Below are 18,869 nucleotides of genomic sequence, written 5' to 3'. Positions count from 1 at the left end.
TTAAAAATGCTGTTCTAAGTTTTGTTAAAGCATAAATAAGCTTAAGAAGAAGTTCTTCTGAAAAAGAGATTGGATATTAGGGAGTGATTTTCCATGCTTGATTCGTTACAAGCCATTCAAAAAGTAAAAAAAGGAGATAAAGAGGTACTTCGTACACATAAATGGCTCCAGTATCTTTATATTACTAAGGAAAAGAATGTTAATCTCGAACAAGTCGATTCTCTTGCAGAAATGGATAGTCATCCAGTGTTATCCTATATTGAAAGAGCGTTAGTGATTTTAGCTAACAGTACACTTGTAAATGAGGCTGAGAAACAAGTTATTGAAGAAGTTTTGATTTGGAGTGATGTCGCTAAATGTGGTTCCCCCTCTAAAAGGAGAGAGTGGAAGAATAGAGGATTTCAATTAGGAATACATAATATAGGGTCTGCGCAAATTTATGCAGAGGAAAAAATGAAATTGTCAATAAATGAAAGGGATTTGGAAAAAGAAGAGCTTGTTTTCACCCTCATTTATACTCATGGACTCATTGGTCAATTTATTAGAGGAGAAGTTCGTTATTGCCAATTAGAACCTTTAATTTCCTATATATATAAATACAATAAAGTAGTTTCGACGGAATTTTATAATCTTTTGTATGTGTTAAATCACTGTATTATTGAAGCAGTTTCTCAGCATATCTGGTGGGATGTTCAACAGGAAGTGAAAGATGTCATTCGTTCCGTTATAGAAGGGAATAGAGAGAACGAGTTAGTTTTAAAAGAAAGAGTAAAGAGATTACGGAATTCAGCGATAAACAGTGGCGAAAATTTTGATGAATTGTATGATCAAGTATTTTCAAATCAAAAGCTTCAGGCTCTGTTTCAACTATTTTTTAATAGAACAGATATGTGGTATGTAGAGTCGGCACTTCATGATTTTTCTTTTGAAGAATTTTTGAAAATTTTCTTAGTTATTTATCAAAAGGTTAATCCTTTAACAGTGAAACAAATCAGCTTTGAACCATTTATGAAAGACATTTATTATGATTATAAAGGGAAAAAGACGATTAATTTATATAAGAAGAGGATCATAGAGGCATATTTGAAAGAATATTCTATAGAAGATTTAATGGTAGCAAAACAGAGCGAAAACGCCCATGTGAAATTAAGGACTATTTCGCTGGATACCTTAAATGAAAATATTTGTGTAACTTTTGATTATTCAAAGGCTGGCGCAAAATTAATTGAGTTCTGTCAAGAAGCGGAAAAATCACCCCTTTACGAACGTGCTATCATCCTTTTATATGATTTTTTCGGCTTTCGCAAAGATGGTTTTGATCGCTTACAAAATGAAAAAAATTATCTTGAAGATATGAACAATGCCGAAAATCATAAAAAAAGTATCGCTGACTATGCAGTTGGTAATAAAATGCTGGATATAGGTGCAGGCGGCGGGGTGATGCTAGATATCTTATCTGATAAACATCCACATGCAAAAGTGATTGGAATTGATTTATCCATAAATGTTATTGAAGCACTAGAAAAAAGAAAAAGAAGAGAAAATAAATCTTGGTTTGTGAAACAAGCTGATGCCCTTCAATTAACAGATACTTTTGAGCTTAATAGTATGGATACCATAATATTCTCTTCTATCCTTCATGAAATGTATTCCTATATTCCGTATAATGGCAAGAAATTTAATCAAGAAGTTATTACTCATAGTCTAACTAGTGCATTCGATGTACTAAAACCAGGCGGGAGAATCATTATTAGAGATGGTATTATGACAGAGCCAAAAGAGGAATTACGGCAAATAGAATTTAAAAATTTAGACGGAATTGAATTTTTCAAGCGATATGTAAAGGATTTTAAAGGAAGAAGCATCACATACAAGCAATTAGATGTAAATACTATACAGCTACCAGTTAATGATGCAATGGAATTCCTCTATACGTATACATGGGGAGAAGAGGCTTACCCTCATGAAGTACAAGAGCAGTTCGGCTATTTTACCCCAAGTGAATATAAAGAGACTATACAAAATGTGATAGGGAAAAAGGGAGAAATCCTGTGGTTAAACCATTACTTGCAAGATGGCTATGAGGAACATCTTTTGCCATATGTGAAAGTGACGGATACACAAAAGAATATAGTAAGACTTCCTGATAGTACATGTTTTATTGTCATTGAAAAAAAGGGAAATAGTGTTTAAAAAAATTGTAGTTTACATAAAATAATTTTAAATTAATAGAATAGAATTTCAGCATTTATCACATAATGAAAAAGGATTTAATTTGAAAAACGGAACCGCTATCTCTCTTGTAACATATGATTGTAAAAAGGTTCTTTCAAAGAAAGTAGGTGATATTATGGATATTAACAGAGTGAAGCAAATACTATCATCACCAGCTGAAATTGAGGTACAGTACAACGGAGTGTCTGTGTGGATTGATGACTTAAAAGAAGATGATGCCACAGCGATTGTACATCTCGTAGGTGGGATTGAAGAACAGACGGAAGTAGACATAGCTAGCTTAAAAGAAGTTTAATGAAAAGCTAATCAAGACAACCACTAATTTGCTAGTGGTTCTTTTTATATGCTTTTTCATAAAAACCTTTTCCGGCATCCCAATAAGCATGAGCAACTAAACAAAAAAGAGCGGGGAGAAAAGAATATTTTATTTCTAATTTTTTACTGCATCTATTATGAGAGAGGGAAACACTAATTTTCCACCTTGATTTCTTGGATCAAACTTTTTCGAGCGGAAAATCACACCGTCTTCTCCATTCCATTCATTCTCATGAAAAATCCCGTTTTCATCACAATACTCCAATAAGTGAACCTTGAAACCCGCTAATTCAAACATCTTTTGTAAAGTATGATAGGTATGAACAATTTTATGGCTCGCTGCTGGATGCTCCTTTGGACCAGGCCCGCCAATTTGTACGATTTGTTGATACGTACCGTCGGGAAAGTATCCATCTGGAACTGCACAACGAACATAGCCAGAAGGTTTTAAGTAATTGTAGCAAAGGGAAGCAGCTTGAACACCTTGTTCAAAAGTTAAGTGTTCCCAAACATGTTCCGCTAGAATGGCAGAAATGGATGACTTCTCGAAACGGTACCAGGTAGATTCCTCTAAAAGATTTAATTCTTCTTCTTGTGTATGAACCCAACCGGGATTATTTCTATATTCCCCTGCTCCGATAACTAGTTTAATAGTCTTTTTTTCCATAGTGTCCCCCAATCAATTGATTGAAAATTTTAATTATAATGTAAACTATTTCTTTCATTTTCGCAATAAAAAATTGTTAACGAGTAACAAATAGAATATGTGACTTATGGCATAGGAACCTTCTCCTATCTATTGTAGAATAAGGAAGTAGAGGATCGGTTATCTAGTTTTCCTTGTAAATATGTATGCGTATACAAAGAGAGGGCGATTACAATGAAGAAAGTTCGTGTACGAAAAAATTTTGGAATTCCTATAAAAAAGAAGCTTATTTTTTCCTTTTTAGCAATGCTATTAATCCCAAGTATTTTAATTGGAGTGTTTTCTTTTATATATGCGAATGAACAGATGGAAAAGGATTTTATAAATAATGCGAGTACTAATTTAAATATGTTAGATTCAACGATAACCAATTTGATGTCTCAAAAAGTATATGATGTTACTTCACTTTCAGAAACAATTTCAAAAGAAACAATGGAGAATAATCCATCTAGTATTCAAACTACTATTGAGCAGTACAGCAAAATCCATCCAGAAGTTTCAAGTATTTATATTGCTTCTAATGAAGGAAAACTTATCCAGAAGTCCACAGAAGAATTGGATGATCATATGGATCCTAGATTAAGAGATTGGTATAAAACAGCGGTTAATCATGGGGGACAAGCAGTGATAATGGATCCATATTTATCCCCGGTTTCTCAAAAAATGGTTATTACTATTGGGAAAACGTTCGCTGACAACGCAGGAGTTATGGCGGTAACGATGAATTTAGATTACTTAGCAGACCTCGCCAGTGACATTACATTTGGAAAAGAGGGCTATGTTATTCTTCTCGATCAAAAGAAACGTTTTATCGTTCATCCTGAAGAGAAGCAAGGAGATATTGTGAAGGAATCCTTTTATGAAACCCTATACAAAGCTGAAAATGGGACATTGGATTATACAGCAGATAAAGTTAATAGAAAATTGGTTTACCAGACTAATAAGCTCACTGGATGGAAGCTTGCTGGTACGATGGAAAAATCAGAAATAGTGAATCATTCCAAAGGTCTTTTGTATGCGATTACAGGAATAATAGTAGTTTCCTTATGTATAGGCGGAATAATGATGATGGTTATTGTCTCATCGATCATCAAACCAATAAAGAAATTAAAGGAACAAGCCATAACAGTAAGTAACGGGGATTTAACGAAATCAATTCATATCACAACAAACGACGAAATTGGCGAATTAGCAAAGGCATTTCATCATATGCAGAGTAAATTACAAAAACTTATCCAAAATCTTGAACACAGTTCGGAGAATGTTGCAGCAAGTGCAGGACAGCTAACAGCAAGTGCCAAAGAAGTAACCATTGCTTCAGAGCATGTATCTAATACGATACAGCAAGTTGCAAGCGGAGCAGAAATACAGACAAAAGGAATAGAAAATAATGCAGATAATATAAAATCTGTTTTGGATGGAACGAATAAAATTGTAGCATACAGTAAGAAGGTTTCTGAACTTTCTTCCGGAACATTGGGAAAGGCAAACGATGGCGGAAATTCCATTCAGGCAACACTGGAACAGATGAATGTGATAAGTGATACCGTTGCAGAATCAAATAAAATGATTAAAGAATTAGTAGAGCAATCAAAGCATATCGAAAAAATTACAGAAAGCATTACGACCATCTCAGAACAAACGAATCTGTTGGCATTAAATGCTGCAATAGAAGCAGCAAGAGCAGGGGAAAAGGGAAAAGGCTTTGCAGTTGTTGCTAATGAAGTTCGGAAGCTTGCTGAGCAATCTGGAGAATTCGCAAGTAATATCTCCCTATTAATTAATGGTGTACAGAAAACAACTGAAAATACTGTACATAGAATGGCTGAAGTATCACAGGCTGTTCAAACTGGTTTAAAAGTAACAGATGAATCAAATACAAAGTTTCAAGAAATCGTTCATAGTATGCAAGAAATGTCACCATTTATCCAGAATGTTACAGATACTTCAAACGAAATGGCTTTAACGCTCAAAGAAGTAAGTATAACTGCAGGTGAACTAGCACAAATTGCATATGATAATTCAGCATCCTCGGAAGAAGTTGTATCATTAACAGAAGAACAATTAGCAGCAATGGAAGAAATTTCTGGTTCGGCAAAGAACTTATCAGAAATGGCAAACAAGCTAAGACAGAATCTTCAGCAATTTATCTATTAATCTGTCATAAAAAAATCTCCTCTTGCATAAAGTAGCGATAGGCTTTATATGTAGGAGGTTTTTTTATGAAAAAAATTAATGTTTATTTAATAAATGGATTCCTTGGAAGTGGCAAAACAACAACTCTCTTAAAATGTATGGAGTATTTTAAGGGGGAAAATAAGAAATATGCGATTATCCTCAATGAACTTGGAGAAACGAATATAGAAAAGCATCTATTTAAAGATGAATCTCTTTATGAGCTTTTGAACGGATGTGTATGTTGCTCAATCAAAGAAGATTTAAGAACTACTCTTGATGAGTTGGCAGAGACATTGCATAAAGAAAACATTGAAGTCGTTTTATTAGAAGGAACAGGAGTAGCAAATCCTTCTGAAATAATGGAGACATTTAATGAAAAGGCTTATAGAGAAGTTTTTCATGTTGCTGAAAGTATTTGCCTGATTGATAGTTTGCATTTTACCGAATATACAAGCATTTTTTCTAGTAGTAAAGAAGTGAGACAATTACAGAAAGAACAAATTGAAAATGGAACAGTGCTTGTTTTAAATAAAATAGATCAACTCTCAAGTAAGCAGTCTATAGAAAAAGTAGAAAAAAGAATTAGAAAATTAAACGCTGATGCTCCATTGTTATATAGTAAATATGGGAATGGCGTAACGGAGTATTTAAAAAAACAATCACTAAACAATTCCGAAAAGAATGGAGCCATTGTCAGTGATCACCACCACCACCATCATCATCATATAAAAGCGATGAAATTGGTGCAAACAACAGCAATGACGAAAAGAGAACTAAGATCTTTCTTAAAAAGTAATCAAGATAAACTGCTTCGTGCTAAAGGAACAATAAAAAATAGCGAAGATCAATCATGGTATCATTTTCAATATGCTTCTGGATTATTGGAATGGCAAAAGGCAGTTGAGTATCTTCCAAATAGAAAAGGAGAAATTATTTTAATTGGAGAAGAATTACCAAAAGAAGTGAGCATTTAATTATTTGGGGTGTATCTTATGGAATCTTACATGAAGATACACCTTTTTTTATGCATAGATTTATTAGGACAAGCATAGACATGAAATAAGTAATTGTAGACCGATGTAAGAAAAGGAGTATGCTATGTCCATCCCAACACGTTTAAAGGATATCTTTATATTTTGCTTGTTTATGGCTTTAATGTATTTGTTTTTTTTCGGGGATATATATGTTGCAAATAAGATTAATTTTGTATTACCAGATCAGATAAAAACGATTTTTATTTTATTTCTAGGTATTTTCCTTGAGGCGCTCCCCTTTCTGCTTTTAGGAGCTATTGCCTCGTCGATTATCAATATTTATATTTCGGAAGAAGCAATTGCAAGAATTATTCCGAGAAACCCATTTCTAGCTATTGGTGTTGCATTAGTCGCAGCATTAATTACTCCTGTTTGTGAATGTGCCATTATTCCAGTTGTTCGGAGGCTGATTCAAAAAGGAGTTCCTGTTCATATTGGTGTTGTTTTATTAATGGGTGCGCCTATTCTAAACTTTATTGTTTTTGGAAGTACGTATTACGCTTTTCAAAATAATTTATCCATTGCATATGGACGTTTTATTATTTGTGTATTGGCAAGTATTATAGTGAGCATCATCATTTATATGCTTTTTTCTAAACAAAAGGTTTTAAAAACTCACCGAGAAGATTTAATGATATCCGTACCTGTCAATGAGAATAAAGGGGATTCAAAATGGAAAGGAATTCTGCATCATACTTGCCATGAATTCTTTACGATTGGTAAATACTTTATTATTGGAGCGGTATTTGCAAGTGTTGCTCAAGTGTATTTGCAGGATAGCTATATCATGCAAGCCGGAAAGTCATCGATTGAAGGGACAGCTGTTATGATGGGACTAGCCTATGTATTATCTCTTTGTTCTGAAGCAGATGCCTTTGTTGGAGCTTCCTTTTCCAAGATGTTTACTCCAGAAGCAATTATTGGATTTTTAGTGTTTGGACCAATTCTCGATTTTAAAAATACATTCGTTATGCTGGCATCGTTTCGAATAAAGTTTGTCTTATTGTTTATCTTGATTGTTACGATTGTTGTTTACGTATTATCTTTATTATCAGGAATTTTTCTATTTTAATTTATCCATTTTAAGGAGGACAAAGCCGTGAAAATCAAATGGAGTCCAACATGGCAATTGGCAAACGAACTGCAAGGGATAGTGTTGATTGGCTTCAGTCTCCTTATATTTAAACTATTGGTGACAGGAGATGTGACACGACTTGTTGCTCCAAAAATGGTGCCATTTCTATACGCAACAATGATTTTGTTATTTTTTCTTGGTTTTTTCAGATTGCTAAACAGTAATTTAAAAGGAGCCGATTGTGATTGTGATGTGTGTGATGAAAACACCTCTTTCATGAAGTTAACACTGTCTTATTTATTATTTTTTAGTCCGTTATTTTTATTTTTCACCTTACAAGATATGTCGATTAACAAAAGTATTCTTCCGAATGTTCAATACGAACATGGACAAACTTCCTCTGCTAATCAGGCTATTTCTAATGCTACCGATGAAGAAAATCTAATTGCCATAAATGATGATAATTATCTTCCAATGATGGACAACATAAACACTAATTTGGACAATATGATTGGAAAAGAAATAACAATAACCGGATTTATTCATCGAGAAGAATCGTTTACGGATAAGGAGGCAGTTATTGCAAGATACGTAATGACCCATTGCATAGCTGATTTAGGGATTTATGGATATATGATAGAAGGGAATTTAAGCAAGCTCCAAAGCGATCAGTGGTATTCGTTAAAAGGAGTATTGGAGAAAAAGGAATATGAGGGCCAAACAATACCTGTTATTAAAGTCGAAGAAGCTGAAAAGTCAGCAGCACCTGAAGAAGATTATTTATACGCTTTAGACTATTAGCCTACAATTCTTGCATTATTCGCTTTTTTTCGCTAAAATTTAGATGAAATCAATTGAATATAAAACGGGAGCTTGTTTGAAACAGGCTGAGAGTATGGCTATTTTGCCATTGACCGGATGAACCTGTTGGATAATGCCAGCGTAGGGAGGTGTATAGAATTAAAGAACACTTTGCTTAGGCGTAGTGTTTTTATTTTGCCATAATTTCACTGTAACATCGCATGGAGTTCTCTTTACTAATTCTGGGCGAATGGTTATTACAGTTAATTATGGTTTTTTTAGCAAATTAAATTACGTGGTATTAAAAATGTTGAAAGCAAAGAACAAGATTAATATCGTAAAGGAAAGGAACTGACAGAGAGATGAATGAAAGATTTGAAAAGAAGATTCCATATGTGTTAGCTAAAGTGCGGGAACAAGTTCCTCTTATTCATAATATAACAAATGTAGTAGTTACGAATTTTACAGCAAATGGGTTACTAGCTTTAGGGGCATCTCCAGTAATGGCGTATGCAAAGGAAGAGGTTGCAGATATGGCAACAGTAGCAGATGCACTTGTTCTTAATATCGGAACATTAACTGCTGAAAACGTTGAGAGCATGATTATTGCTGGTAAAGCTGCAAATAAGGCAAATACTCCTGTTATTCTAGATCCGGTTGGTGCAGGTGCAACGAGTTATCGAACAGCATCTGTTCTCCGTATTATGAAGGAAGTACAGATTACATTACTTCGAGGTAATGCAGCAGAGGTTGCTAATGTTGCGGGGATAAAAGCAGAGGTGAGAGGTGTAGACTCTGTTAGTATACATAATAATCGGGGAATTGCCGTTGAAGCATCCAAGATTTTAAAGGTTCCAGTAGTAATTACGGGTGAACAAGATATTGTATCTTATAATGGAATGCTGTCTCTTATTCATAATGGGCATAAGATGTTGACGAAAGTAACTGGAACAGGCTGTTTACTCTCCTCCATTCTTGGAGCGTTTATAGCGGTAGAGGAAGATATTTTACTTGCGTCTACAGCTGGTTTAGTTACATATGGGATTGCAGCAGAACTTGCATTTGAAAAGACGAGGAATGAAGGACCTGGTAGTTTTCAAATCGAGTTATTAAATCAATTAGCAAAAGTGAACGAAGAAGATATAAAGAGCGGGATGAAAGTATTACTAGAAGAGGAGGCACTTCAATGACCATAGCAAAAGCTTTAACAATTGCAGGATCAGATAGTGGTGGCGGAGCAGGAATACAAGCAGATATAAAAACCTTCCAAGAATTAAAGGTATATGGGATGAGTGCTATCACTGCAATAACTGCACAAAATACACTTGGTGTAGATGGAGTATATCCAATGTCACTAGAGGCAATTGAGAAACAATTAGAATGCATCGCAGTTGATTTAAAGCCAGATGCATTAAAAACAGGGATGCTTTTTAATAGTGAAATTATTGAATTGGTTGCTAATAAAATTGAGCAATACAAGTGGGAGAACTTAGTGGTAGATCCGGTAATGATTGCAAAAGGTGGCGCAAATTTACTTCAACAAGAAGCAACAGAATCCATGAAAAAAAAGCTACTGCCTCTTGCGACGGTAATAACACCCAATATACCAGAGGCAGAGGTATTAACTGGGATCAATATTCGAAATATGGAAGATAGAAAAGAAGCAGCAAAAAGGTTAAACGCAATGGGTGTTTCCTATATCATTATTAAAGGAGGACATGGTAACGAAGAAGAGTCTGTTGATTTACTATATGATGGTAGCAACTATTCAAGTTTGGTGGCTGAAAGAATTCCTACCAAAAATACGCATGGAACGGGATGTACTTTTTCTGCTGCAATAACAGCAGCTCTTGCTAATGGTTATTCTATTAATGATGCCTTTCAATTAGGAAAGGATTTTATTCATCAAGCAATTAAAATGGATATTTATATCGGAAGCGGCCATGGTCCAACCAATCATTGGGCATATCAAGAAAGTAAAAAATAGGTAATAAAGTGATTCGGAGGATTTATGACTACTTATACGATAGAACGAGTGAAGGAACTATTAAAGGTTTATTTTATTATGGGCAGCAATAATAGTAAGTTAGCTCCTGAATATGTTTTAGAAGAAGCATTAAAAGGCGGCATTTCAGTTTTTCAATTTAGAGAAAAAGGAAACGGAGCATTAGAAGGAGAAGCAAAATTCCAACTTGCTAAAAGAATGCAAATGTTATGCAGACAATATAATGTACCATTTATAGTGAATGATGATATTGAACTAGCGATAGCGTTGGATGCAGATGGAGTCCATATTGGCCAAGACGATGAGAATGCATTAAACGTTCGTGAGTGGATAGGCGACAAAGTATTAGGTGTATCCGCTCATTCTATAGAGGAAATAAAAGCAGCGATCAAGGCAGGAGCTGACTATATTGGCATTGGTCCTATTTATCCAACAAGTACAAAAAAAGATGCAAAAGCAGTGCAAGGAACAAACCTTATTGAAAAAGTAAAAGAGCAGAATCTCACTATTCCGATTGTAGGTATTGGTGGAATAACGACTGAAAATGCATTTCCTGTTATTAAAGCGGGTGCAGATGGGGTAGCAATTATCTCAGATATTAGTATGGCGGATAATCCATATGAGCAATCAAAGCGCTTGAAAATGGTGGTTACAGGGCAAGAATAGGAACATTTTCTTCAGTCTTTACATGGGAATTTAGGTTTTTTGCGGAAAATAGACATTTACCCAACCCAAAAATACATCCCTGCATACAATAATTTTGTAAGAGGAGCTAGTTAAGAAAGAAATATAGAGGCTCCTTCCTCGTTAACCAGATATAGAGATGGTTAATATACTACAAAAATGAGAAAGGGAGATGTATATATGTACGGTTATGGTGGATATGGTTATGGTTGCGGATATGGTGCTGGTGCTGGTGTTGGTTACGGCGGCGGATTCGCATTAATCGTTGTATTATTTATCTTGTTAATTATCGTTGGTGCAACTTTTATTTGCTAATATAAGGGTGAAAAGCTGACTACGTGTCAGCTTTTTTTACATTTTTAGTAGAAATCTAATTCCTTGCTAATTACGTTTAAAATTATTTTCTTTTTGTTCGAAAATAATGATAGCGGTTTCTTAAAATCAACAAAAAATACATACAATTATAGTGAAAAAACAAAAATATAAGAATAAAATGAAACTAGTTTTAATATTTTAACTTTTAAGAAAATTAAATTTCAAAATCTTATTGACAGAAAATTTAATATAGGTAAAATAAAGTTATTAGAGTGTTAGATTATGTGACACTTGATGGTAAGTATATATACATAAAGGGGGAAGGAATCTTAATGGAAAATTTAGAATTTTTAATGAACAGCTTGTGGACGATGGTTGCTGCAATTTTAGTTATTTTTATGCTTGGTGGATTCATATTATTAGAAGCAGGTTCCACAAGAATGAAGAATGCGGGGCATATTGCTGGTAAAACAATCTTTACATTTGGAATTGCCTCATTAGTTTTCTGGGCTGTAGGGTATGGATTTATTTTTGGAGATAATGCGAATTTCTTCGTGGGAATGAGTGACTTTTTCTATGGAGGAGGGCAAGTGGAAGACGGTGGATTACAAACAACGGTATTCTTTGTCTTTCAACTAGCGTTTGCTGGAATTTCCTTAACGATTGCTCTTGGCGGATTTGCAGAGCGTGCTAAACTTTCTGTTTATCTCATTTTCTCTGTATTATTCGGTATATTGGTATATCCAATCATTGCACATTGGATTTGGGGTGGTGGCTGGTTAGCAGAACATGGTAAACAAGATTTTGCAGGCTCAACTGTAGTTCACTTAACTGGTGCGGCGGCAGCGCTTGCTGCAACAATGCTTTTAAAACCACGTATTGGTAAATATAATGCTGATGGTTCATCAAATCCAATCTTCGGACATAACCAAGTTTATACGGCGCTTAGTGTATTGATTCTATGGGTAGGTTGGTTTGGGTTTAACGCTGGTAGTACTGTTTCCGTTGCAGATGGTTTCTTCGGATATGTTGCTTTAAACACGAACTTAGCAGCAGCAGCTGGTGCGGTTGCAGCATTACTGATTTCTTGGATTGTATTAGGGAAATCTGATATTACAACTATGCTAAATGGTGCATTAGCAGGTCTTGTTGCGATTACAGCATCTTGTGCGTTCGTTGAACCATGGGCAGCAGTTGTTATTGGTCTAATTGCTGGAGTGCTTGTATTTTACAGTGTTCGTTTCTTTGAAAGTCGAAAAATCGATGATCCAATCTTTGCATTATCTGTTCATGGTACTGCAGGGATTTGGGGAACATTGTCAAATGGTTTCTTTGCAACAGCAGAGCTAGCAGAGTATACGGGTGTAGGTAAAGCGGGTCTATTCTACGGTGGTGGATTTGGTCAATTAGGAGTTCAAGCACTTGGAGTAATTACTTGTGGACTTTTCGCTTTCGCAATAAGCTATGTCATTCTATTTGCTATCAAGAAAGTTAGCGGTCTTCGTGTAACAGAAGAAGAAGAAATCATGGGATTAGATATAAGTGAACACGGTTCATATGGTTACCCGGAAGCTTTCTTACCAAAAGATGAAACAAAAAGCTTATAATGGCACGTTTTTAGCCTTCTTAAAGAAAAAGGTAAATTGATTAATCAGGATAGGAGTCTCGCTGAAAAGTGGGACTTTTATCTTTTTTTTCAATGATTAATAGCGACAATAGTTAAGAAATGAGTGTATAAAAAGGATAAATGGTATGATAAATATAAATATAAATATCGATTATCGAAGGAAGTGCATGGATGTGCTCTAAAAATGTAGGACTTAATGAGTTGAAGAAGGAAAAGGATCTTTTCTTACAAACAACTACTTATACTAACGATGAATTGAATAATTTTCATGATGGAATATTTAAGCGCTTATTTCAATATATTCTCTCTGAATTTAAGAAAACAGATGGAAATCCTCCGTGTTCGTTTGTGTGGTTTGTCACCGGTAGTGCTGGTAGGAAAGAACAAGGTATTTTTAGTGATCAAGACCATGGTATTATATATGAAGTAAAAGATTTTGCTTGTAACCAATATTTTATGAATCTCGGTAAAAGTGTGAGCGATGCCTTAAATAAGATCGGTTATCCATATTGTGAAGGAAATGTGATGAGTAGTAATTCTGTATGGTGTAAATCTCTAGAAGAGTGGAAACATCAATTGAATCAATGGTTGGAAAAAGAAAACTGGGAATCAATAAGATTTTTACAAATCTTTTATGATAGCAGAAAAATTTTTGGTGATAAAGAATATGTTCAAGAATTGAGAAACTTTATCCATGAGTATTGTGTTTCGCATCCAACGCTATTAATACGGTTTATGAATAATGTGATGCGTATTAAAAAAGGGGTTGGAATATTTGGTCAGTTCTTTGTTGAAAGAACTGGGAGTCACAGAGGTTCTATTCATTTAAAACATACCATGTATTTACCGTACGTAAATTCGATAAGGCTCCTTTCTATCAAAGAAAGATTGCAACAAACTTCTACATTAGAAAGAATGCAAGCTTTGCGAGAGATGAAAATATATGATGAATGGTTAAATACGTATGAATATTCTTTTAATAGAATATTAGATTATCGGATTAATTTATTTAGAGAAGCCAAAACATATGAAGATGTTCACTATTTGTATATCAATCAGTTAACGAAAGAGCAAAGACAAGAAATAAAAGCATTAATGCGTAATGGCATCAAATTATATCATCAAGTACAAAGGATAATTGAAAAAGGGTGTTAAGATGGGAGTAGAATCGTTTCTTCAATACATGAGAGATTTATATGGAAAAGTTAATTCAAGTGTATTGCACGCTACCTCGAGTGGAAGTAATTCACAACAAATCGCTTTCATGCGTCAGCTACAAAAAGATCTAAAAGTTGAAGTTGCTTCCAGATTACCATTGAATGATTTAAAAGCAGTTGTTTTTGATATTGAAACAACGGGTTTCTTACCAGATAAAGGAGATCAAATTATTTCAATTGGTGCGGTTAAGGTACAAGGGTGTCAAATTTTAGAGGAACAATTTTATACATTAGTGAATGCTGGTGTTGAGATATCAGAGGAAATAAGTCGTCTAACCGGAATTGAAACCGAAGATTTACAAGATGCACCATCCTTATCTGATGCGCTTATTCAATTTTTTGCCTTTATTAACGAGGATACGCTCGTTGCTCATCATTCGTCCCATGAGAAAAGCTTTATGCAATCTGCTTGTTGGAAGAGTTTTAAAACACCATTTAAGCATCGAATCGTAGATACTGCCTTTTTATTTAAAATTGTTGAACCGAAGCAAAGGATATTAACATTGGAGGAATGGTGTGAATTTAGCGATATTCCAGTAATAGATCGCCATCATGCATTAGGCGATGCTAAACTAACGGCTATTCTTTGGTGTCATTATTTAGAACGTGCACAAGAACTGGGCTGTCGTACCTTACAGGATATATATGAGAGATTAGCTTTACGATAGAATGAGAAAATTTCAACATTACTGGTGGTGAATTTTGATGGACATATTTGAAACGGAAAGACTCCTATTAAGAGGATGGCAGGAAGAGGATTATAAAGATTTATTTGAATATGCGCAAAGGGAAGAGGTTGGTCCGTTTGCAGGCTGGCCACCTCATAAAACGGAACAAGAAAGCAAAGAAGTAATCCGCTATTTTTTACAGAATAAAAATTCCTATGCCATCGTTTGGAAAGAGGAAAACAAAGTGATTGGCAGCATCGGTTTTCATGAGCGTACACCAGATGTTAAGCTTTCTCATTTAGCGCAGAGAGAAGTTGGCTTTGCTTTAAATCCAAAATATTGGGGAAGGGGTATTGTGCCAGAGGCAGTAAATCATCTCATAGTATTTGGATTTGAACAATTACACTTGGATTTAATATGGTGTGGACATTTTGACTTTAATACAAAGTCGAAACGGGTTAATGAAAAATGTGGTTTTCAATATCGATTTCAGAAGACAGATCGCTATAAACTTTTTAACAATCGAATAATTACGAGTGTCTATTATTGTATGACAAAAGAAGAGTATTTTGAAAAAAAACAGCCAAATTCTTTAATAGGTTTATTTCATAGCAATAGTTTAACGGAATAGTAAATAGATTGTGGATATATGGAAAAGGAGCAACAGCATTGGTTGCTCCTTTCATGATTAAAGTTCATCAAATCCATTATCTACATGATTAACCTTTACATATTGACGTGATTTTTGTTCGAAGAAATCGGACTTCCCTAAATCTACTTCCTCATAAGCTTTTATCCAGCGCAATGGATTTTTTCGATAGCCTTCAAACGGACGTTCAAATCCAAGCTGGTTTGCTCTTACATTTGCATAAAACTTAATATAATCTTCTACATCTTGCAGGAGAATTCCGTCTATTTTATTGCCGATTATATATCTTGCCCACTCTATTTCTAGCTGGGCAGCTTCCTTCATCGTATCCTCTACGAAAGTAGCAAGTTCTTTGTTGTTATATTCAGGGTATTGGTTTAGAACCTCTTTAAAAATCTTTACAAATAAATCAACATGTATTTGTTCATCACGATTAATATAGTTAATCATCGTGCTAGTTGCTACCATCTTTTGGTTTCTTGCTAGGTGGTAGAAGAAAGCGAATCCAGAATAGAAAAATAAGCCTTCTAAAACTACGTCATACACAATCGATTTTAACAGATTTAAAGGAGTTGGATTTTCGGCGAAATAGGCATAGCCATTTGTAACAAATTCGTTTCTTTTTTCAAGTATAGGTTCCGTTCTCCAAAATTCAAATACTTCCTCTTGTTTTTCCATTGGTACTAAACTAGATAAGACATAGGAATAAGAATGATTATGAATAACTTCCTGCTGTGCTAGAATAATCATTAATGCCGATAGACTCGAATCTGTTAGATAATCAGCTACTTTGCCAGCATAGTCTGTTTGAATGCTGTCTAACAACGCTAATAAACCGATAATCTTTAAAAATGCATCCTGTTCATCGTCAGATAATTCAGGGAATTGCTTCATATCTTGACTCATATTAATTTCAAAAGGAGTCCAGAAATTAGCGAGCATTTTTTTGTATTTTGGGAATGCCCATTGATAGCGAACATCATCCCAGTTTAAAATATTGGAGCATTCTCCATTAATAATAGCAGTCGATTTATTTGGTGCTTGTTTATTCATAATGGGTCTTTTTTTAACGATTTCTTCCATTTTATATTCCTCCCTTTTAGTCAATATTAGCTAGAGCAAGAATCACAATCCTCTATTTCGGATGAAGTTGATCTTAAATAATAGGTTGTTTTTAAGCCGTTTCTCCATGCTGCTACATGTAAATCTAGTAACTCCTTTGCTTTAACTGTGTTTTGTACATATAAATTAAAGGAGATTCCTTGATCAATATGTTTTTGGCGTTTAGCTGTTTGCTTTATACTCCAATGTTGATCGATTAAGTAAGCAGATTTATAAAACCAAGTCGTATCCTTATTTAAATCTGGTGCTGTCACAGGGATTTTATAATCTTTTTTCTCTTCTGAGTATAGTTTTTTGAATATTGGGTCAATGCTAGGTGTGCTTCCAGCGATTAAAGCAGTTGAAGCGTTTGGTGCTATTGCTAATAAATAGCCATTACGTAATCCGTTATGGTGGACAGTTTCTTTAAGTGCGTCCCAATCCCATGCGCTTTCTGCTGAATCATATCCCCTTTTTGCAAAATAAGTACCTGTTTCCCAATCGGAACCTTGAAACACAGGATATGCCCCTTTTTCCTTAGCTAACTCAGCACTTGCTGCAATCGTTAAGAAGCTTATTTTTTCGTATAAAGCATCTGCATATAACACCGCATCTTCTGATTCCCATTTGATCTGTTTTAATGCAAGTAAGTGATGCCATCCAAAGGTTCCAAGACCAATGGCGCGATATTTTTGGTTTGTTACTTGTCCTTGGATAACAGGAATGGTATTTAAATCAATCACATTATCAAGCATGCGTACTTGAATAGGGATTAACCGTTCTAATACATTTTCAGTAACAGATTTTGCTAGATTAATAGAAGAAAGATTGCAGACAACAAAATCGCCTGGGATTTTTTCAATAATAATTCTGCCATCTTCATATTTTTGCTCTGATAATATTGTAGGACTTTGATTTTGAACAATTTCTGTGCAAAGATTTGTACAATAAACCATACCTAAATGACTGTTCGGATTTTTACGATTTACTTCGTCTCGATAAAACATAAAAGGAGTGCCAGTTTCTAACTGACTTCTTAAAATGCTTTTCATAATGTTAATTGCTGGAACTATTTCCTTTGATAAATCAGGATTGTTTACACATTCCTCATATTTCGAACGGAAAGTACCTTTTCCCATTTCCTCATCAAAGAAATCCTCTAAATTATATCCCATCACTGTTCTGACTTCATGAGGATCAAATAAATACCATTCTTCCCGTTTCTCCACTTTTTCCATGAATAAATCAGGGATACAGATGCCTGTAAATAGGTCGTGTGTACGGTATCGCTCATCTCCATTGTTTAATTTACTATCTAGGAAGGAAAAGATATCTTTATGCCAAACGTCAAGATAGACACTTATCGCTCCTTTACGTTGTCCAAGTTGATCTACACTGACAGCGGTATTATTTAGCTGCTTCATCCATGGGATAACTCCAGATGATGCCCCTTTAAATCCTTTTATAGCACTGCCTCGACTTCTGATTTTTCCAAGATAAACACCAATCCCTCCACCGTTCTTTGATAGATTTGCGATATCTGTATTGCTATCATAGATAGATTGTAAAGAGTCATCAATTGTATCGATAAAGCAGCTTGATAATTGACCCCAGTTCTTCCCTGCGTTAGACAGAGTAGGAGTAGCTACGGTCATATATAGATTACTTAGGGCCCAATATGCTTCTTTTACAAGTGTTAATCGGTTTGCTTTTGGTTCATTTTTCATTAAGTGCATACTAATAATCATAAAGCGCTCTTGCGGTAATTCGAAAACTCGTTTTTGGTGATCACGAGCTAGATAACGATCAGAGAGCATTCGTAGTCCGATATACGTAAATAAATAATCGTTTTTTTGTTGAATAACTGTTTCAAGCTCAAAGATATCCTCTTTTGTATATGTATCAAGAATAGAAGGATGATAGATTCCTTTTTTTGTTAAAGTATCTATTAAATGGAAAAAATTCGCATATACATTTTGATTGGTAGAATGACGATTTTTTTTTCCTTGTCTATATAGGTCATTTAAAAGTAATCGAGCGGCTACATAGGACCAATCTGGGGAATTTTCATCCATATAGCTTAAGGCTTCCAGAATGAGTTGATGAATAAATTCTTCTTCGTTGATCTCTTGTTTATTCTCTACATATTGTTTTGCTCGATTTTTAAGCGGTTGGAAATCTAAGTGTTGAAAGTCTTTTTCAAGTTCATCAAAAAAGATAAGAGTATCCTTGTCTAATGTTTTCATCGTATACCTCCGA

General features: G+C 34.6%; 17 protein-coding genes and 1 riboswitch. Of the genes, 14 read left to right on the top strand and 3 right to left on the bottom strand.

The features are described from left to right. Positions 1-93 precede the first annotated feature (93 nt). Positions 94-2,193: a class I SAM-dependent methyltransferase gene (locus tag NYE52_RS12270; protein WP_341193329.1), complete on the top strand. Its 2,100-nt coding sequence runs from the start codon at positions 94-96 to the stop codon at positions 2,191-2,193. A gap of 82 nt (positions 2,194-2,275) precedes the next feature. After that, on the top strand, positions 2,276-2,530 hold the full coding sequence (locus NYE52_RS12265) for an H-type small acid-soluble spore protein (RefSeq protein ID WP_445669111.1): 255 nt from the start codon (positions 2,276-2,278) through the stop codon (positions 2,528-2,530). Positions 2,531-2,665: 135 nt separating this feature from the next. On the opposite strand, the gene NYE52_RS12260 is transcribed toward NYE52_RS12265, so the two are convergent. After that, positions 2,666-3,217, bottom strand: a complete 552-nt coding sequence (locus NYE52_RS12260) for a class I SAM-dependent methyltransferase (protein WP_341193328.1) — start codon at positions 3,215-3,217, stop codon at positions 2,666-2,668. A 213-nt stretch (positions 3,218-3,430) separates the two neighbouring features. Here NYE52_RS12260 and NYE52_RS12255 point away from each other — a divergent pair, with 213 nt between their 5' ends. The 12 genes from NYE52_RS12255 (at position 3,431) to NYE52_RS12200 (ending at position 15,491) form a co-directional block, all read left to right on the top strand. Next, entirely contained in the window at positions 3,431-5,413 is a 1,983-nt protein-coding gene (locus NYE52_RS12255; protein WP_341193327.1) for a methyl-accepting chemotaxis protein, read from the top strand. Positions 5,414-5,478: 65 nt separating this feature from the next. Beyond that, a complete protein-coding gene (locus NYE52_RS12250) occupies positions 5,479-6,408 on the top strand; it encodes a CobW family GTP-binding protein (RefSeq protein WP_341193326.1) in 930 nt (309 codons plus the stop codon). Positions 6,409-6,532: 124 nt separating this feature from the next. Then, entirely contained in the window at positions 6,533-7,540 is a 1,008-nt protein-coding gene (locus NYE52_RS12245) for a permease (protein WP_341193325.1), read from the top strand. Between the two features lie 27 nt (positions 7,541-7,567). Further along, positions 7,568-8,344, top strand: a complete 777-nt coding sequence (locus tag NYE52_RS12240) for a TIGR03943 family putative permease subunit (protein ID WP_341193324.1) — start codon at positions 7,568-7,570, stop codon at positions 8,342-8,344. Between the two features lie 54 nt (positions 8,345-8,398). Further along, a riboswitch (TPP riboswitch) is annotated at positions 8,399-8,509 on the top strand. 197 nt (positions 8,510-8,706) lie between these two features. Beyond that, positions 8,707-9,534 (top strand): hydroxyethylthiazole kinase, encoded by an 828-nt coding sequence (thiM, locus tag NYE52_RS12235; RefSeq protein ID WP_341193323.1) that lies wholly within the window; start codon positions 8,707-8,709, stop codon positions 9,532-9,534. Next, a complete protein-coding gene (gene thiD, locus NYE52_RS12230) occupies positions 9,531-10,331 on the top strand; it encodes a bifunctional hydroxymethylpyrimidine kinase/phosphomethylpyrimidine kinase (RefSeq protein ID WP_341193322.1) in 801 nt (266 codons plus the stop codon). The genes thiM and thiD overlap by 4 nt, the downstream gene beginning before the upstream one ends. 24 nt (positions 10,332-10,355) lie before the next feature. Then, complete coding sequence (gene thiE / locus NYE52_RS12225; RefSeq protein ID WP_341193321.1) at positions 10,356-11,015, top strand: thiamine phosphate synthase; 660 nt, start codon at positions 10,356-10,358, stop codon at positions 11,013-11,015. Between the two features lie 198 nt (positions 11,016-11,213). Beyond that, the gene (locus NYE52_RS12220; RefSeq protein WP_341193320.1) at positions 11,214-11,348 is read left to right on the top strand and encodes a YjcZ family sporulation protein; all 135 of its coding nucleotides are present in this window, start codon (positions 11,214-11,216) and stop codon (positions 11,346-11,348) included. 332 nt (positions 11,349-11,680) lie between these two features. Then, a complete protein-coding gene (locus NYE52_RS12215) occupies positions 11,681-12,955 on the top strand; it encodes an ammonium transporter (protein WP_341193319.1) in 1,275 nt (424 codons plus the stop codon). Between the two features lie 191 nt (positions 12,956-13,146). Then, positions 13,147-14,130 (top strand): DUF294 nucleotidyltransferase-like domain-containing protein, encoded by a 984-nt coding sequence (locus NYE52_RS12210; RefSeq protein ID WP_341193318.1) that lies wholly within the window; start codon positions 13,147-13,149, stop codon positions 14,128-14,130. Position 14,131: 1 nt separating this feature from the next. Continuing rightward, positions 14,132-14,860, top strand: coding sequence for an exonuclease domain-containing protein (locus tag NYE52_RS12205; protein WP_341193317.1), 729 nt, complete (start codon positions 14,132-14,134; stop codon positions 14,858-14,860). Between the two features lie 37 nt (positions 14,861-14,897). Beyond that, entirely contained in the window at positions 14,898-15,491 is a 594-nt protein-coding gene (locus NYE52_RS12200; RefSeq protein WP_341193316.1) for a GNAT family N-acetyltransferase, read from the top strand. A 57-nt stretch (positions 15,492-15,548) separates the two neighbouring features. Here the strand turns inward: NYE52_RS12200 and NYE52_RS12195 are convergent, their stop codons facing one another. Next, a complete protein-coding gene (locus NYE52_RS12195) occupies positions 15,549-16,592 on the bottom strand; it encodes a ribonucleotide-diphosphate reductase subunit beta (protein WP_341193315.1) in 1,044 nt (347 codons plus the stop codon). 26 nt (positions 16,593-16,618) lie between these two features. Further along, complete coding sequence (locus tag NYE52_RS12190; protein ID WP_341193314.1) at positions 16,619-18,856, bottom strand: ribonucleoside-diphosphate reductase subunit alpha; 2,238 nt, start codon at positions 18,854-18,856, stop codon at positions 16,619-16,621. Between the last annotated feature and the right edge of the window lie 13 nt (positions 18,857-18,869).

Source organism: Niallia sp. FSL W8-0635, assembly GCF_038007965.1.
Lineage (GTDB): Bacteria > Bacillota > Bacilli > Bacillales > Cytobacillaceae > Niallia.
This window is presented reverse-complemented; position numbering and strand designations above follow the sequence as displayed.

Bases quoted from the DNA above. Each gene is read 5' to 3' on its own strand.
- NYE52_RS12200 (WP_341193316.1), top strand. From the start codon at position 14,898: ATGGACATATTTGAAACGGAAAGACTCCTATTAAGAGGATGGCAGGAA.
- thiD (WP_341193322.1), top strand. From the start codon at position 9,531: ATGACCATAGCAAAAGCTTTAACAATTGCAGGATCAGATAGTGGTGGC.
- NYE52_RS12210 (WP_341193318.1), top strand. From the start codon at position 13,147: ATGTGCTCTAAAAATGTAGGACTTAATGAGTTGAAGAAGGAAAAGGAT.
- NYE52_RS12270 (WP_341193329.1), top strand. From the start codon at position 94: ATGCTTGATTCGTTACAAGCCATTCAAAAAGTAAAAAAAGGAGATAAA.
- NYE52_RS12220 (WP_341193320.1), top strand. From the start codon at position 11,214: ATGTACGGTTATGGTGGATATGGTTATGGTTGCGGATATGGTGCTGGT.
- NYE52_RS12250 (WP_341193326.1), top strand. From the start codon at position 5,479: ATGAAAAAAATTAATGTTTATTTAATAAATGGATTCCTTGGAAGTGGC.
- NYE52_RS12205 (WP_341193317.1), top strand. From the start codon at position 14,132: ATGGGAGTAGAATCGTTTCTTCAATACATGAGAGATTTATATGGAAAA.
- thiM (WP_341193323.1), top strand. From the start codon at position 8,707: ATGAATGAAAGATTTGAAAAGAAGATTCCATATGTGTTAGCTAAAGTG.
- NYE52_RS12260 (WP_341193328.1), bottom strand. From the start codon at position 3,217: ATGGAAAAAAAGACTATTAAACTAGTTATCGGAGCAGGGGAATATAGA.
- thiE (WP_341193321.1), top strand. From the start codon at position 10,356: ATGACTACTTATACGATAGAACGAGTGAAGGAACTATTAAAGGTTTAT.
- NYE52_RS12245 (WP_341193325.1), top strand. From the start codon at position 6,533: ATGTCCATCCCAACACGTTTAAAGGATATCTTTATATTTTGCTTGTTT.
- NYE52_RS12190 (WP_341193314.1), bottom strand. From the start codon at position 18,856: ATGAAAACATTAGACAAGGATACTCTTATCTTTTTTGATGAACTTGAA.
- NYE52_RS12195 (WP_341193315.1), bottom strand. From the start codon at position 16,592: ATGGAAGAAATCGTTAAAAAAAGACCCATTATGAATAAACAAGCACCA.
- NYE52_RS12215 (WP_341193319.1), top strand. From the start codon at position 11,681: ATGGAAAATTTAGAATTTTTAATGAACAGCTTGTGGACGATGGTTGCT.
- NYE52_RS12255 (WP_341193327.1), top strand. From the start codon at position 3,431: ATGAAGAAAGTTCGTGTACGAAAAAATTTTGGAATTCCTATAAAAAAG.